This is a genomic window from Rhizobium hidalgonense, assembly GCF_005862185.2.
GTDB classification, from domain to species: domain Bacteria; phylum Pseudomonadota; class Alphaproteobacteria; order Rhizobiales; family Rhizobiaceae; genus Rhizobium; species Rhizobium hidalgonense.
This window is the reverse complement of sequence record NZ_CP054027.1, coordinates 2,091,042-2,106,668: the sequence shown is the minus strand read 5'-3', so window position 1 is coordinate 2,106,668 and position 15,627 is coordinate 2,091,042. Positions and strand designations below refer to the sequence as shown.

Below are 15,627 nucleotides of genomic sequence, written 5' to 3'. Positions count from 1 at the left end.
CTTGCGCGAGCCCCGCCGGTCGAGCGCAGACACCAAGAGACGAACGCCATGTCCGAGTTCAAGTCCGATTTCCTCCGCACACTGAAAGAACGCGGCTTCATTCATCAGGTCTCCGATGAACGTGGCCTCGACGATCTGTTCGCCAAGGAAACCGTGACGGCTTATATTGGCTTCGATCCGACCGCGCCCAGCCTGCATGCCGGCTCGCTGATCCAGATCATGATGCTGCACTGGATGCAGAAGACCGGCCATCGCCCCATCTCGCTGATGGGCGGCGGCACCGGCATGGTCGGTGACCCCTCCTTCAAGGAAGAGGCGCGCCAGCTCATGACCGTGGATACGATCGAAGGCAACATCGCCTCGATCAAGCGCGCCTTCTCCAATTACCTGAACTACGGCGACGGTCCGAAGGACGCGCTGATGATCAACAACGCCGAATGGCTGCGCTCGCTGAACTATCTCGAATTCCTGCGCGATGTCGGCAAGCACTTCTCCGTCAACCGCATGCTGTCCTTCGACAGCGTGAAAACGCGTCTCGACCGCGAACAGTCGCTGTCCTTCCTGGAATTCAACTACATGATCCTCCAGGCCTACGACTTCGTCGAGATCGCCAAGCGTTACGACTGCCGCCTGCAGATGGGCGGTTCGGACCAGTGGGGCAACATCGTCAATGGCATCGATCTCGGTCACCGCATGGGGACCCCGCAACTCTATGCGTTGACCTCGCCGCTGCTGACGACATCGTCGGGCGCCAAAATGGGCAAATCGGCGACGGGCGCTATCTGGCTGAACGCCGATATGCTCTCGGCCTATGATTTCTGGCAATACTGGCGCAACACAGAGGACGCCGACGTCTCGCGCTTTTTGAAGCTCTACACGACGCTGCCGATGGATGAAATCGCCCGACTTTCGGCGCTCGGCGGTTCGGAGATCAACGAGGTCAAGAAGATCCTTGCGACCGAAGTTACCGCAATTCTGCACGGCCGCGCAGCTGCCGAGCAGGCCGCCGAAACGGCGCGCAAAACCTTCGAGGAAGGCGGCCTCTCCGACAATCTGCCGTCTGTCGAGGTTCCCGCATCCGAACTCGACGCCGGCATCGGCTTGCTGTCGCTGATCGTTCGTGCCGGCCTGGCCGGCTCGAATGGTGAAGCTCGCCGGCACGTCCAGGGCGGCGCGGTGCGCATCAACGATCAGGCGGTCAGCGACGAGCGCATGTTGATCGGCAGCGGCGAGATCACCGCCGATGGGGTCATAAAGCTCTCGCTCGGCAAAAAGAAGCACATCCTGATCCGTCGCGCGGCGTAAGCGACTTCAAGTGTGAACGGATATCATAGCCGGCGCCCGCGCCGGCTTTTTCTTTGCCCGACTCCTGAGTTGGCGCAACCCTCACTCAACGCCGGGTCGAGACGTCGCGTCCGTTCGTTCGGCCTCACGGAAGACATAGGGTGGCGGATCGACATCTGGGGCGCGCGTCACGCGTGACCACCAACTGATGGAGAAGGTCGGCGGTGTCACCGTCGCATCGAGAGGAACCGTCAGCACGTGGGCGGAACGGATGAGCTCCGGCGGCCTCAACCGCCCGCTCTTTTCTGCGGAATATGAAGCAGCGCCGCCAGCGGCAACGGCAATCATTGCGACCGGTATGAAAGAGACTGTCCAAGCACAGTGCATGGCATCCTCCGACATTGCCCCGGCGGCTATTCGCGGGCCGGGACCCACATTACATCAGAGTTCCCTAAAACAAGCAAAGCATGAATGTCCGCCTTTGTGAGGACAGGTCGGCACCAGCCAGCAGGGCGCTCAACAATCGCCACCTGTCGGAACCTTTTCCGCCCGCCGGGATTTGCGACCAGATTGGATTGGAACGCCTATGATCAACGACCTCTGGTATAAGAACGCTGTCATCTACTGCCTGTCCGTCGAAACCTTCATGGATGCGAACGGTGACGGCGTCGGTGATTTTCAGGGGCTGATGCGGCGTCTCGATTATCTCTCCGGCCTCGGTGTGACGGCGATCTGGCTGATGCCGTTCCAGGCGTCGCCCGGCCGCGATGATGGTTATGACGTTTCCGATTATTACAATGTCGACCCGCGTTATGGCTCGCTCGGCGATTTCGTCGAATTCACTCACGGCGCCAAGCAGCGCGGGATCCGCGTGCTGATCGATCTGGTGATCAATCATACCTCCAAGGACCATCCTTGGTTTCAAGACGCCAGGAGCGATCCGCAGTCACGCTATCGCGACTGGTACGTCTGGTCAGATAAAAAACCTGCGAATGCCGATCATGGAATGGTCTTCCCCGGCGTCCAGAAGAGCACCTGGACCCATGACGACGCGGCCGAGGCCTATTATTTCCACCGCTTCTACGATCACCAGCCAGATCTCAACACCTCCAACCCGGAGGTGCAGGCTGAGATCCTCAAGATCATGGGTTTCTGGATCCAGCTCGGCGTTTCCGGCTTCCGGATGGATGCGGCCCCCTTCATCATCGCGACGAAAGGTGCCGACGTCACCAAGCCCGTCGAGCAGTTCGACATGTTGAGAAAGTTTCGCGAATTCCTGCAGTGGCGCCTCGGCGATTCTATCATCCTTGCGGAGGCCAACATCCTGCCGAAGGATAATTTCGAATATTTCGGCGACGATGGCGACCGCATGCAGATGATATTCAACTTCCAGGTCAATCAGGCGTTGTTTTATGCTTTCGCCAATGCCGATACGCGGCCGCTCAAAAAGGCAATGGAGGCGACGCAACCGCGACCGGCAACCGCGCAGTGGGGCCTGTTTCTCCGCAACCATGATGAACTGGATCTCGGCCGGCTCTCGGAAAAGCAACGCGACGCGGTCTTTGCCGCCTTCGGGCCCGAAAAGGATATGCAGCTTTACAACAGGGGCATCCGCCGTCGCCTGGCGCCGATGCTCGGCGGCGACCGCCGCAGGATCGAGATGGCCTACAGCCTGCTGTTTTCGCTGCCGGGAACACCCGTCATCCGCTACGGCGACGAGATCGGCATGGGCGACGATTTAAACCTGCCGGAACGTGACTGCGCCCGCACGCCGATGCAGTGGTCGACGGAACCGCAAGGCGGTTTCACCAAAAGCAGAAAGCCCGTCTCGCCCGTCATCAAGGATGGACCCTACGGCTTCCAGCACGTCAATGTCGCCGAACAGCGGCGCGATCCGAACTCCCTGCTGAACTGGACCGAGAGGATGATACGGATGCGCAAGGAAGCCCCGGAAATCGGTTGGGGCGACTTTTCCGCGGTCGACACCGGTGACGACGGCGTGCTGGCGCTTCGTTACGACTGGCGTGGCAATTCCGTGTTGATCCTGCACAATCTGCATTCGCAGCCGGCCGAGGTGACCTTCGATCCGGATATAGGTGAAGACGGCCGACAGTTGATCGATATTGCCGACGGCGCGAGCAGCGAGGCGGACGAGAAAGGCTTACATTCCATGGTGCTCGACGCCTACGGTTATCGCTGGTATCGCGTCGGCGGCCTCGACTATCTCCTCAGGCGCAAGGAAATTTAGTCCTGGGTGCCGCCTCGCCAACCTTACTGGAATTCGAAGATCTGCCGGAAAACACCCGGCGCGATGATTGACAGCGGATTGATCTGCAGGTTCGGCTTGTCGAAATTGCCCGTGAGTTTGAAGGTAATGCCGATCAGGCCGCGGTCACTGCCGTTTCCGAGGATGACGCCGATCAGCGGTAGCTCGGCAAAGAGCCGATTGAGGCCATAGGCTGGCATGAAGGTGCCGGTCATGTCCATATTGCCCTTGCGGTCGCGCACGACGCCCTGGAATGTCGCGCCGATCTGGTCGCCGCGTAGCACGCCGTTCTCGATGCCGACCATGCCACCCCGCGAGACAACGCGGGCAAAGCCCCGCTGAAAACGCTGCGACGAGGTATCGATGTCGCGCTTGACCGCTTCGTTCAGGCTGCGCTGCTCGTTTCCGACGGGCGTCGAGACGATCGAGCGCAGCCGTTGTTCGTTGACGATCGAAAAACGGCGCACGTCGAGCGAGCCGTCCCAGCCGCCCTGTGGCGAAAGTCGGATTGCCAGATTGAGCAGCCCGCCCTGCATATGCTGGTAGAGATCGGCGAAACGCGATACCGCACCGGCATCGCCACTGGTGACGTTGATGACGCCGCCGTCCTTCATTTGGCTGACCACGGCCTCGCCACTGTCGGTCACGGCGGAAAAGTTCAGCGTCTGCAGCTTGTCGCCGCGCAGTGACACCTGCGCCTGGAAATTGCCGATCTTCTCGTCGTTGAAGCCGATGACGTTTTTCAGCCTGGCGCGCACCGATACGCCGGTGTCGCCGGCATCCCCGTCATCATCGTCACCGCCCGAGCCCGATTTCAACCGCGCGATAACTGGCCGCGCATCGGCGCTGTCGCCGGAGACCGAAACGTCGAAATTGCCCTTGCTGCGCTTCACCGACAGGGCGAAATCATCGAGCGAGGAGAGCTTGACGCTGTCGAAATCGGCCGAGATCAACCCGCCTTTCCCGATGTTCATCGATCCGATGGCGCCGAAACCGTCGCCCTTCAGCCGGAAATTCTTGATCTCGGTATTGTCGGCTGGACCGGATGTTTCGAATTCGGCCGTCGCGGCAATGCCGCTGCCCTTTGACCAGCCGATCCATGGCAGGTCGAGTTGCGACCTGGTGAGGTCGAGCTGGACGTCCTGCCGGTCGTCGTCGATGCGCGTCAGCACCATCTTGACGCTGCCGCCGACGATGCCGGAAAGGCCGGGGATCAGTTTGTTGCGCTGGTCTTCCGAAAGCGTCGCGGTGATTACCCGCTGCCGTTTGGCGCTGTCGGATGCCTCGACCGGTTCGGCAAGATCGATATCGGCCGGGACGCCGTCGATCTGGGCCTTGGCGTCGAGGGTGATCTGTTTCGGATTGCCGTTCAGCGTCCCATCGAGATTGCTGATCGTCCGACCGGAAAACGGCTTGGCAAGATCGATATCGGTCAGCTTCATTTCCGCCGTCCATTCGGCCGGCGGCGGGTTCTGCGAGGAGAGCAGGCCGAAATGCGCTTTCACATGCGCGTCGATCCGCCCCTTGAGATCGTCGGGCGTAAAACCGGCGCGCTGCAGCACCCGGATCGGCCGGTAGGTCAGAAGCTCGCCGACCGCGTCCGCTGAACCCGAGATCGCTAGATCGATATCGGCCATCAGCGGCTTGTCGTAGGTGGCGGGTAAGATGAATGTACCTTGCCCGAGACCGACAGACCGGCCGGAGGGGAAAAACGACGTGCCGCTCTTGATCGCGATCGTCGCAGCCGGGCCGATAAGGTCGAAATGGGCCGCCATGTCGCGAACTGGCGGAATGTCGCCGGCGATGTTCATCCGCGCATCCGCGACGTCGAAGCCGATGCGGATCTGGTTGGCGTCGAGTTTCAGGCCCTTGCCGCCGGCGGCCTCGTCGAGCCTGCCGAAGGGAATGAAGACGGAGATCGAGGCGTTGGTGACGGTGCCACCGAAGAGGTTGCCATGTACCCAGGTGCGCACCTTGGGCGCCATCCAGAACGGCCAGAGCTGCTTGATCGCCGTCGTCTGCAGTTGTGCCGACTGGCCGGCAAAACTGATCTCCGGCGATTTGCCCCCAAGCTTGACGTGCAGTGCCCCGTATAGCGCGCCGAGCGGGCTGGAGACGGTCATGTTGGGAAAGAGGAATTCCCGCCCGGCCACCAAGTAACGCCCGGTCGCCTGGATATCGAAGGAGAGCGGCTGCTCGCCGGAGCCGCCGGGAGCTGCCGTGCCGCCGCTGACCAGCAGGTCGATGCCGAAGCCCTTGCCGGCCTGCGGATCGAGCTTGTCGAGATCGATCAGCGCGCCGTTGATCGGAACCGTGGTCGCGCCGAACCGGGCGTTCGACCGGGCGATTTCGAGGGTCTGCTTGGTGAAATCATAAACGAGGTTGATCTGGCCGCCCGACAGTTCCTGCGGATCGCCGTCCGCATAAATCAGGCCAGGATCGATGTCGACGGTTGCCGCCAGCGCCGGCTGCTCGCCATCACGCCCCCTGGTGGCCGATACCGTCAGGTCGGCAAAGGCGTTGAGCCCCTGCCGAATCACGCCCTGATCGTTGCGTTTTAGAGCAAAGGGCGTGAGGTCGGCATGTTTGAGCGTCGCCACCACCTTAGACACATGGCCGGCTTCCTTCTCGGCCAGCACGTCGAGCTCGGCCACCTCGCCGTTGAGCGCCACCTCGCCGGTCAACTGCAGCGAGGATGGGCCGGCATGAGCAAAGACGAGATTGTCGACGACCAGCGACAGCGGGCCGTTGGCGGTGTCGGCAAGCTTGATGTCGATGCCGGAGATGCGCACGGAATTCGTCGAGCCGCGCGTGACGATGCTGTCGAACATGTCGAACTGCGAGAAGATCTTCTCCATCGCCGCCGGCATGGCGTCGATGCGCAGATCGTCGAGCAGAACCGGATTGCCGGCGGGCAGCAGCGCGGTATCGAGCGCGATATCCTCGGCTTCGATATCGGTGACGGCGATGCGGCCGCGGAAAAGCTGCAGCGGATCGAGCCCGAGGCGCACCGAGCCCGTCGTCGACAGGTGCTGGCCGCTCTGCTCATCGATCATGTTGACGTCGCGCGCTTCCAGCGCCAGCCGGAAATCAGAGGTGAAGCGAATGACGGTGGAGCCCACTTCGGCGCGATAGCGAGGTCCGGCCACGCTGTTCAACGCCGCCTGCGCCTGCTGCGACAGTGGCCTGTCGAACATTCCGCTCTCGACGGTGAAGACGAGCGCGGCGAGAACAAGCAGAATCACGCCCAGAAAACCTGCGGTCAGCTTTGCCGTACGCCGCGCCGGCGAGCGCGGCGGCGGGCAATGGACGATGATCGGATCCTCGGCCTGGGCGGACGGCAAGCGGTCCAGCGCAACGATATCCTTCTTGCGAAACGTGACCTTTTCGCCGCGGATGGCTGACATGCGCCTTCGGGCTCTCCCTTAAATGAAGAAATGAACCCGGCAATGCTGGACGGGTTTCCATCCACTATATAATTCGGGGAGAGAAAGTGTCATCCACAAACCCGGCAAAAGAAAGGTTTTCCCAATGGCGGTTCCCGGCATCGGCGCCACGGCTCCTGATTTCAACCTCCCCCGCGACGGCGGCGGCCGCGTTTCGCTCGCCGAATTCCACGGCCGGGCGCTCGTGCTGTTCTTTTATCCCAAGGACGACACGACAGGCTGCACCGCCGAATCCTTGGCTTTCACAGCGCTCGCAAGCGAGTTTGAAGCGGCGGGTGCGGTCGTCATCGGCATGTCGCCCGATTCGGCTGCCTGCCATGACAAGTTCATCAGGAAGCACCGTCTTTCGGTGGCGCTCGCCTCGGACGAGGAAAAGACGACGCTGCAGGCTTACGGCGTCTGGAAGGAAAAGAGCATGTACGGCCGCAACTTCATGGGCGTCGAGCGCACCACTTTCCTGATCCGCCAGGACGGCACGATCGCCACCATCTGGCAGAAGGTGAAGGTGCAGGGCCATGCCGAAACCGTGCTCGAGGCCGTGCGGAATCTGGCCGCGTGAGCGGGGACCTGGCGATAACCTCGCTGCGCGGCGGCGCCATCGATGCGATCTGCTCCGCCGATCTCGACCGCAAGACGGCGCTTGCGCAGGAAAGCGCTACCCGCTGGTTTGAACGCCGGGTGTCCTTGCGCTCGCCGCTCGATGCCGCGCTGCCGGAGCGGCCCGGCCGTCCCGACAGCCCGGTGCTGACGCCACCGACACAGGTGGAAAAACGATCGCTGCATACGCTGAAAGGCCGGATCGCCCTGCTCCACGCCATCGCCCATATCGAGCTCAATGCCGTCGATCTGGCGCTGGATATCGTCGCGCGATTCGCCACCGAACAGGTGCCGAATTCGTTTTTCGACGGCTGGATGCAGGTTGCTTTCGAGGAGGCCAAGCATTTCCGCATGGTGCGCGCCCGCCTTAACGATCTCGGCGCCGATTACGGCGATCTTCCTGCCCATGACGGGCTGTGGCAGGCGGCCCATTCGACGCGCAACGACCTGACGGCAAGGCTCGCCGTCGTGCCGCTGATTCTCGAAGCCCGCGGCCTCGACGTCACGCCGTCGCTGCAAGCCAAGATGCGCCAGACCGGCGATCTCGAAAGTGCCGCCGTCCTCGACGTCATCTACAACGACGAGAAAGGCCATGTCGCCGTCGGCGCCAAATGGTTCCGCTTCCTCTGCGCCCGGGAGAAGCGCGACCCGGCAAAAGCCTTTCAGGAGCTGGTGCGCGCCAATTTCCGCGGGCCGCTGAAGCCGCCCTTCAATGATCTCGCCCGCGCCGAGGCCGGGTTGACGCCATCTTTCTACCGCTCGCTCGCATCGATCAGTCACGCTTGAAATAGCTGGTATTTCTGACGCGCATAGCGATAAGGAAAGCATTCGTTAACCATAAACGTGTCTAATTTTCCGAAAGAGGCGTAGCGCATCAATCGGGAGAGCCTGCGTGAACAGCGGACATCAGCACCGGGTATTCGGCAGGCGAGCGCAGGAACATATCCTGATCCTGGCAAGCGGCGACAAGGTCCGCCACATGACGGTCCGGCCTTGGATGGCCGCGCTTGCCTTCTGCTTCGTCGGCGTCTTCTCGATCGGCTATCTCCTCGCCACCTCCTACCTCGTGCTGCGCGACGACCTGATCGGCGCCACCATGGCGCGGCAAGCCCGCATGCAGCACGATTATGAAGACCGCATCGCAGCCCTCCGCGCCCAGGTCGATCGCATCACGTCGCGTCAGCTCCTAGACCAGCAGGTGGTCGAGGACAAAGTCGACAAGCTGATGGAGCAGCAGATGGCGCTGACCTCGCGCCACGGTAAGCTCGACAATCTGCTCGACCGGGCCGAAAGCTCGGGTCTGACGGAAAAGGACGGCGCCCCGCCTGCCTCGTCTTCACCCGTTCAGTCCTATGCCCCCGACATCAAGGATAAGCGCGCTTCATTGACCGGTGGCGGCATCGAGGCGATCGAGAAACAGCTGGCAAGCGGTGCGCCTGCTGATGCTACACCCGACAATACGACGCTTGCCTATGTGCCCTCGGCAGAAACGGTCGGCGACCGCGCCGACCGCATCTTCTCCAACGTGACGCTGTCGCTGAAGGGGGTCGAACAGGATCAGCGCAACCGCGTCGAGCAACTGACGAGCGACGCCGGCAATGCCGCCAATGCCATCGGCAATGTGCTGACCCGATTCAAAATTCCAGTGCCTGAGGAAGTTGCGGCGAGACAGGACGACGATGCCGTCGGCGGCCCCTATGTCGAACCTGAAAGCAACGACGATTTCAACAATTCGCTGGCAGCGCTCGACGGCGCACTGACCCGGCTTGAGGCCGTGCGCAGCACCGCCGAATCCCTGCCCTTCCGCAACCCCGCCATCGGCAAGGACGTGACCAGCCCCTTCGGCAATCGCCGCGACCCTTTCCTCGGCCGCCTCGCGCTGCATTCCGGCATCGATTTCCGCTTCTCGCCGGGTGAAAAGATCCGCCCGTCGGCGCCTGGCAAGGTCATTTCCGCCGGCTGGACCGGCGGTTACGGCAACATGGTCGAAGTCGATCACGGCAACGGCATCTCCACCCGCTATGGCCATATGTCCCAGGTCTTGGTCAAGGTCGGCGACGCGGTCGGCCGCAGCAACGTTATCGGCCTTGCCGGCAGCACCGGCCGCTCGACGGGCACGCACCTGCACTATGAAGTGCGCCAGGACGGGCACGCGGTCGATCCAGTATATTTCATGAATGCCGGCCTTAAACTCGCCACCTATATCAAGTAACAGCCGTCAGGTAACCATCGCTTCACTCTGTACAGGGTGGGGCCTCTCTATTTCTTGACTTGCCGGCCATTCGGGGCTATGTCGCGCTGCATTGCGGCATGCAATCCCGCCGACTCGTTCAGAGCTCGGCCGAACCGGAACGGAAACAGTTTTCCCTTTGACGACATTCGCTGACCTTGGCTTGAGCCAAAAAGTGCTATCCGCCGTTACCGACGCGGGCTACACGATACCCACGCCTATTCAGGCGGGAGCCATTCCGTTTGCGCTGGAGCGTCGCGATATTTGTGGCATCGCGCAGACCGGCACCGGCAAGACGGCATCCTTCGTTCTGCCGATGCTGTCGCTTCTCGAAAAGGGCCGGGCCCGCGCCCGCATGCCGCGCACGCTGATTCTCGAGCCGACGCGTGAACTCGCCGCCCAGGTCGCCGAAAATTTCGAAAAGTACGGCAAGAACCACCGTCTCAACGTCGCCCTTCTGATCGGCGGCGTTTCCTTTGAAGACCAGGATCGCAAGCTTGAACGCGGCGCTGACGTGCTGATCTGCACGCCCGGCCGCCTGCTCGACCATTTCGAGCGCGGCAAGCTGTTGATGAGCGGCGTCGAGATCCTCGTCATCGACGAGGCCGACCGCATGCTCGACATGGGTTTCATTCCCGATATCGAGCGCATCGCCAAGATGATCCCGTTCACCCGCCAGACGCTGTTCTTCTCGGCCACCATGCCGCCGGAAATCCAGAAGCTCGCCGACCGCTTCCTGCAAAATCCCGAGCGCATCGAAGTGGCAAAGCCCGCCTCGGCCGCAAAGACCGTGACGCAGCGCTTCGTCGCCTCGCACAGCAAGGACTACGAGAAGCGCGCGGTGCTGCGTGAACTCGTCCGCGCCCAGACCGAACTCAAGAACGCCATCATCTTCTGCAACCGCAAGAAGGATGTTGCCGATCTCTTTCGGTCGCTGGAGCGCCACGGCTTTTCCGTCGGCGCCCTGCATGGCGACATGGATCAGCGCTCCCGGACGATGACGCTGCAGAGCTTCCGTGACGGCAATCTCCAGCTGCTGGTTGCCTCGGATGTCGCCGCCCGCGGCCTCGACATCCCAGATGTCAGCCACGTCTTCAATTTCGACGTGCCGATCCATTCCGAGGATTACGTCCACCGCATCGGCCGCACCGGCCGCGCCGGCCGTTCGGGTGCAGCCTTCACGCTTGTCACCAAGCGCGACAGCAAATTCGTCGATGCAATCGAAAAGCTGATCGGCGAGAAGGTCGAATGGCTGAACGGCGATGTGAACTCCCTGCCCCCGGCAGAAGAAAGCGCCGACAGCGAGCGCCCGCGGCGCAACAGCCGCGAGCGTGGCGCCAAGGGTGAACGCGGCGACAGGGATCGTGGTCGCGGACGCGGCAATCGCAGCGGCGCGGGTCATAAATTTGATAACGACATACAGGATAATGACGTCCAAGTGATCCAGGCAGCACCAGTAAAGGCCGACATCGTGAAGCACGAGCGCAAAGCAGAGCAGAAGCCGCAAAACAATGCGCGTAACAGCCGGCCTTATCCGGCAAACGATGACAGCCGCGATCGCCGCCGCCATCGCGACCACGACGACGGCCCGACCCCGGTTGGCTTTGGCGATGATATCCCCGCCTTCATGCTGATCGCCGGCAGCGCCAAGGTCTGAACACCCAATGGGTAAGCCCGGTCTCGATTTCCCGGGCTTCGGCGTCGGCCTTGTCATTCTGCGCGACGCCAGGATTCTTCTCTATAAACGCGTGCGCGCACCGGAAGCCGGCTACTGGAATATCGTCGGCGGCAAGGTCGACCATATGGAGCCGGCCGAACAAGCTGCGCGCCGCGAGGCCGAGGAAGAAACCGGCCTCAAGATCGGCCGGATCGAGCGGATCGGCGTGACCGAACAGATCATCGATACCGACCGCCAGCACTGGATCTCGCTTCTCTATCTCGCCCGTGACGTCGAAGGTGAGCCGCAACTGACCGAACCGGACAAGCTTTCCGATTTCGGCTGGTTTCCGCTGACGGATTTGCCGGAACCGCTCTCGGCCTTCACCAAGGCGGCGATATCAGCCCTGCCCTCAGCCGAATGCAGTCAGCGATCGGCTCTCAGCGACGCCTCATAGGCAAGCCGCACCCATTTCGCCATCAGATCGGGATCGTCATAAGCCTCGTCGGGGATCGACCAGTAGGGCATCTTCACCGGTTTGCCCTTCCTGCCCTCGTAGGTCCATTGCGTGGCGCCGGCAGCGGCAAATTCGGGAGCGCTCGTCTCGTCGGCCTTCAGCAGCATCTCGTCGCGCACTTCGAGCGCGATGATGCGCCCGAGATGATAGATGCCCTTGCCGCCGAACATGCGCTTGACCGTGACCGGGCCGAGCCCCTGAAACATTTCCTCGATGCCGGCATTGTCCATTCGCTATTCCCTCGAGAGCCTGAAAATCACAGCGCGTGATAATCCCGGTTCATATAAATAAGCGCCGGGTGCTTTTCGCTGAAGCGGACAGCCGCAACCTCGCCGAAAATGACATTGTGCGTCGGCATTTCCTTGATGTCGGTCACCCGGCAATCGAAGGCAGCGAGCGCATCGGCGAGAACGGGCGCGCCGGTAACCAGCGTCTCGAAACGAGCACTGGCGAAACGGTCGCTATCGGAAAGCGACGTCCGTCCGGAAAAGGCGTCGGCAACGCCTTGGTGATGGGCGCCGAGCGTGTTGAGCACGAAGATGCCGCTACGGAAAAAGATCTCGTTCTTCGGATTGGTATTGTTGAGGCAGATCAGCACCGAGGCCGGATTGTCCGACACCGAGCAGGCGGCAGTAATGGTGACGCCGCGGCGCAAGCCTTCCATTGCCGTCGTCACGAGCTGCACATGGCCGGCATAGCGGCTCATGGCATCGCGATAAAGGCCGGGGTCGATATGCTGCCTGTTCAACACCTGCTTCTCCGTGCGCGCTTATATGGCCACTGCATAATTCCTGAAACCGGAATCGACTTAGGACAAAATTAGCAGCAATTCAAAGTGCTACAGCGTCCTTTGCTGCTCTCGAAAAGACACGTGGCGCTATCGTTCGACTTGCTATCGCGCCAATATGGCGAGCATCGGTTACCTTTTCTACAATAGGACCGGTGAAAAGCATTGCTTCACGCTTGTTTTTCTTTGACGATCGCGGCCGTGCGGATAAAAGGGCATGGACGATGGCTAGGGGATCTCCGCCTTTCATGATCAACCTGCGTGGCATAGCAGCCTGTCTGATGCTGCTGGGAGCGGCGGCACAAGGCCATGCGGCCGGCGTGACGATCGGCGTCGTCGCCCCTCAGAACGGCACGCTCGCTTTGCTTGGTACCCAGATTGCCGCCGGTGCCGGTTTCGAGATCCAGCAATCGGGAAATACCCTCGTCGCCATCAACGAGACTTGTGAGGACAATAGCGGTGCTGCGGTTGCCGATGCGCTGGTTGCTGCCAAGGTGCAGGTCGCAATCGGCTTTCTCTGCAGCGAGACTCTGGAAGGCGCACTGCAGAAGCTGAAGGATGCCGGCATTCCCGCCATCACCGTCTCGGCGCGTTCCCGCATCCTCATGGAGGATGCGCTGAAGAATGGCTGGCCGCTCTTTCGTTTGGCGCCCGCCGACGGCACTGAGGCGGCAAAGATCAATGAGGTGATCCTGAAGGACTGGGCCGCCGATCCGATCGCCCTGATCGAGGACGGCACCATCCATGGCCGCGAACTGACGGAAGCGGTGCGCAACGCGCTGGAACAGAACGGCCTGAAGCCGGTCTTTACCGATACCTATAGGCCGGGACAGGAGCAGCAGATTGCCTTGGTCCGCCGTCTGAAACGCGCCGGCGCCACCAGGGTCTTCATCGGTGGCGACCGCAACGATGTCGCCGTCATCGCCCGTGACGCCAAGGCAGAAAACATTCCGCTCTCCATCCTCAGCGGCGATGCCATGCGCGCCGCCGACCAGCCGCTGCCGCTTGATACAGGCGTGCGCGCCGTCGCTCTGCCGGAATATGCCGTTCTGCCGGAAGCCACAGCGGCAGCCGACGCGCTGCGTGCCAAAGGCATCGAGCCGGAAGGATATGTCCTGCCGTCGCTCGCGGCAGCATTGATCGCCGGCCAGGCGGCGGAAGCCGCTGCTGCGGGCAAGCCTCTCCAGGAAATGCTTCTCGCCACGACGTTCCAGACGCCGATCGGCGCCATTGCCTTCACCGCGGCGCACGAACTCGCGCAAAATCCCTACCGCCTGCTCGAATGGCGGGGCAACGGCTTTTTTCCACCTGCCGCGCCGACGCAATGAGCGGCGGCGGCCAGTCTTGAAATCGGGTGCCGCCCCAAGTGGCCGCCCACAGGGAGTAAGATTTGATGACGCTGCCCATTCGCATGGCCCCTTCGATCCTCGCGGCGGATTTCGCCCGGCTCGGCGAGGAGGTGCGCAACGTCACGGCCGCCGGCGCCGACTGGATCCATCTCGACGTCATGGACGGGCATTTCGTGCCCAACATCTCCTTCGGGCCCGATGTCATCAAATCGCTGCGCTCCTATACATCGGCCATCTTCGACTGCCACCTGATGATCTCGCCGGTCGACGACTACCTCGAAGCCTTCGCCAAGGCCGGCTGCGACCGCATCACCGTCCATGCCGAAGCCGGGCCGCATCTGCACCGCTCGCTGCAGACCATCCGCAATCTCGGCAAAAAGGTCGGCGTGACACTCAATCCGGCCACCCCGCTCAGCGCCATCGAAAACGTGCTCGACGATGTCGACCTCATCCTGATCATGTCGGTCAATCCCGGCTTCGGCGGGCAGAAGTTCATTCCGGCGATGGCAGCCAAGATCGCCGCGGCAAAATCACTGATCGGTGACCGCCCGATCGAACTCGAAGTCGATGGCGGCGTCACGGTGGAAACAGCGCCTGCTATCGCGCGCGCCGGCGCCAACGTCCTCGTCGCCGGCTCGGCGATTTTCAAGGGCGCGACAGTCGAAGATTATCGTCGGACCGTCGCCGATCTTCGTCAGGCAGCCGAAGGGGCACGAGCATGATCAAGCGTCTGATCCTCGGTGGCATGCTTGCCGCCGCATTGACCGGCCTGCCCGCCCTGTCACTGGCCGGCGACATTGCCAATATCCAGCCGCTCGGCTTTTCTGCCGATGGCAAGGTGTTCGGATTTCAGGAATTCGGCCTCAAGGAAGAAGGCGGCGTCCCTTACTCCAACACCTATTTCGTCGACACCGAAAACGGCCAGTATCTCGAGGGCACGCCGTTCCGCACGGAGATGACCGACAAGGACGCCAATCTTTCCAAGGCGCGGCGGCAGAACCTGACGGCGGCGCGCAGCCAGATGGACAAATACGATCTGCTGACCAATCCCGGCCTGATCGCCGCCTTCAATCCGCCGACCGAACTCGGCTCTCCCGCAAAGACCATCCGCTATACCACGCTTGCGACCGACGGCCCGCCGAAATCGCCCTATACGCTCTCACTCAGCGAGATGCCGGTACCGACGCCGAAGGATTGCGCGGCGATCGACAAGCGGGTTCTCGGCTTCAGCCTGCAGATGATCGAGAAACAAGGCGCTCCGAACCGCCAGGCGGCGCGGCAGGCGACCATAGTTCCGGCCGAGCGCGCCTGTTCGGTGGAATACCGGATCGGCGGTGCGGTGGTCTATCAGCCGGAATCCGGAAACACGGTTCACATCGCCCTCATCCTCGCCTTCGACGCCGACAGGAACGGACGCTGGATTGCCGTTCCGGTTCATCCCTGAGCCCGGATCGCCCAAGGATGGGTGGCCCGAGCCCGGATCGCCCCAGGACA

Annotated in this window: 14 protein-coding genes; 10 read left to right on the top strand and 4 right to left on the bottom strand. The window is 61.9% G+C overall.

The window, feature by feature from the left end:
• Positions 1 to 48 precede the first annotated feature (48 nt).
• Positions 49 to 1,305 (top strand): tyrosine--tRNA ligase, encoded by a 1,257-nt coding sequence (tyrS, locus tag FFM81_RS10015; RefSeq protein WP_138384241.1) that lies wholly within the window; start codon positions 49 to 51, stop codon positions 1,303 to 1,305.
• A gap of 81 nt (positions 1,306 to 1,386) precedes the next feature.
• Here tyrS and FFM81_RS32675 read toward each other — a convergent pair whose 3' ends face one another.
• On the bottom strand, positions 1,387 to 1,671 hold the full coding sequence (locus FFM81_RS32675; RefSeq protein WP_025416257.1) for a hypothetical protein: 285 nt from the start codon (positions 1,669 to 1,671) through the stop codon (positions 1,387 to 1,389).
• 199 nt (positions 1,672 to 1,870) lie between these two features.
• On the opposite strand from FFM81_RS32675, the gene FFM81_RS10010 reads away from it, so the two are divergent.
• A complete protein-coding gene (locus FFM81_RS10010) occupies positions 1,871 to 3,532 on the top strand; it encodes an alpha-amylase family protein (protein ID WP_138384240.1) in 1,662 nt (553 codons plus the stop codon).
• Between the two features lie 23 nt (positions 3,533 to 3,555).
• On the opposite strand, the gene FFM81_RS10005 is transcribed toward FFM81_RS10010, so the two are convergent.
• Positions 3,556 to 6,957 (bottom strand): YhdP family protein, encoded by a 3,402-nt coding sequence (locus FFM81_RS10005; RefSeq protein ID WP_003568905.1) that lies wholly within the window; start codon positions 6,955 to 6,957, stop codon positions 3,556 to 3,558.
• 124 nt (positions 6,958 to 7,081) lie between these two features.
• Between FFM81_RS10005 and FFM81_RS10000 the strand changes: the two genes are divergently transcribed.
• From FFM81_RS10000 to FFM81_RS09980, 5 genes are all read left to right on the top strand, one after another.
• Entirely contained in the window at positions 7,082 to 7,555 is a 474-nt protein-coding gene (locus tag FFM81_RS10000; protein ID WP_003568907.1) for a peroxiredoxin, read from the top strand.
• Entirely contained in the window at positions 7,552 to 8,379 is an 828-nt protein-coding gene (locus FFM81_RS09995) for a ferritin-like domain-containing protein (protein WP_097532669.1), read from the top strand. Before FFM81_RS10000 ends, FFM81_RS09995 begins: the two co-directional genes overlap by 4 nt.
• A 106-nt stretch (positions 8,380 to 8,485) precedes the next feature.
• The gene (locus FFM81_RS09990; RefSeq protein ID WP_138384239.1) at positions 8,486 to 9,805 is read left to right on the top strand and encodes a peptidoglycan DD-metalloendopeptidase family protein; all 1,320 of its coding nucleotides are present in this window, start codon (positions 8,486 to 8,488) and stop codon (positions 9,803 to 9,805) included.
• A 157-nt stretch (positions 9,806 to 9,962) separates the two neighbouring features.
• Positions 9,963 to 11,480: a DEAD/DEAH box helicase gene (locus FFM81_RS09985; protein WP_138384238.1), complete on the top strand. Its 1,518-nt coding sequence runs from the start codon at positions 9,963 to 9,965 to the stop codon at positions 11,478 to 11,480.
• 7 nt (positions 11,481 to 11,487) lie between these two features.
• Complete coding sequence (locus FFM81_RS09980; RefSeq protein WP_003568912.1) at positions 11,488 to 11,937, top strand: NUDIX domain-containing protein; 450 nt, start codon at positions 11,488 to 11,490, stop codon at positions 11,935 to 11,937.
• Here FFM81_RS09980 and FFM81_RS09975 read toward each other — a convergent pair.
• Complete coding sequence (locus FFM81_RS09975; RefSeq protein WP_003568914.1) at positions 11,907 to 12,227, bottom strand: TfoX/Sxy family protein; 321 nt, start codon at positions 12,225 to 12,227, stop codon at positions 11,907 to 11,909. The genes FFM81_RS09980 and FFM81_RS09975 overlap by 31 nt on opposite strands.
• A gap of 26 nt (positions 12,228 to 12,253) precedes the next feature.
• On the bottom strand, positions 12,254 to 12,748 hold the full coding sequence (locus FFM81_RS09970; RefSeq protein ID WP_025416259.1) for a flavin reductase: 495 nt from the start codon (positions 12,746 to 12,748) through the stop codon (positions 12,254 to 12,256).
• 284 nt (positions 12,749 to 13,032) lie between these two features.
• Here FFM81_RS09970 and FFM81_RS09965 point away from each other — a divergent pair, with 284 nt between their 5' ends.
• The 3 genes from FFM81_RS09965 to FFM81_RS09955 all read left to right on the top strand — a co-directional run bounded on the left by FFM81_RS09965 (position 13,033) and on the right by FFM81_RS09955 (position 15,577).
• On the top strand, positions 13,033 to 14,112 hold the full coding sequence (locus FFM81_RS09965) for an ABC transporter substrate-binding protein (protein ID WP_025416260.1): 1,080 nt from the start codon (positions 13,033 to 13,035) through the stop codon (positions 14,110 to 14,112).
• Positions 14,113 to 14,177: 65 nt separating this feature from the next.
• The gene (rpe, locus tag FFM81_RS09960; RefSeq protein WP_025416261.1) at positions 14,178 to 14,855 is read left to right on the top strand and encodes a ribulose-phosphate 3-epimerase; all 678 of its coding nucleotides are present in this window, start codon (positions 14,178 to 14,180) and stop codon (positions 14,853 to 14,855) included.
• The gene (locus FFM81_RS09955) at positions 14,852 to 15,577 is read left to right on the top strand and encodes a DUF2259 domain-containing protein (RefSeq protein ID WP_025416262.1); all 726 of its coding nucleotides are present in this window, start codon (positions 14,852 to 14,854) and stop codon (positions 15,575 to 15,577) included. Before rpe ends, FFM81_RS09955 begins: the two co-directional genes overlap by 4 nt.
• Positions 15,578 to 15,627: the final 50 nt, after the last annotated feature.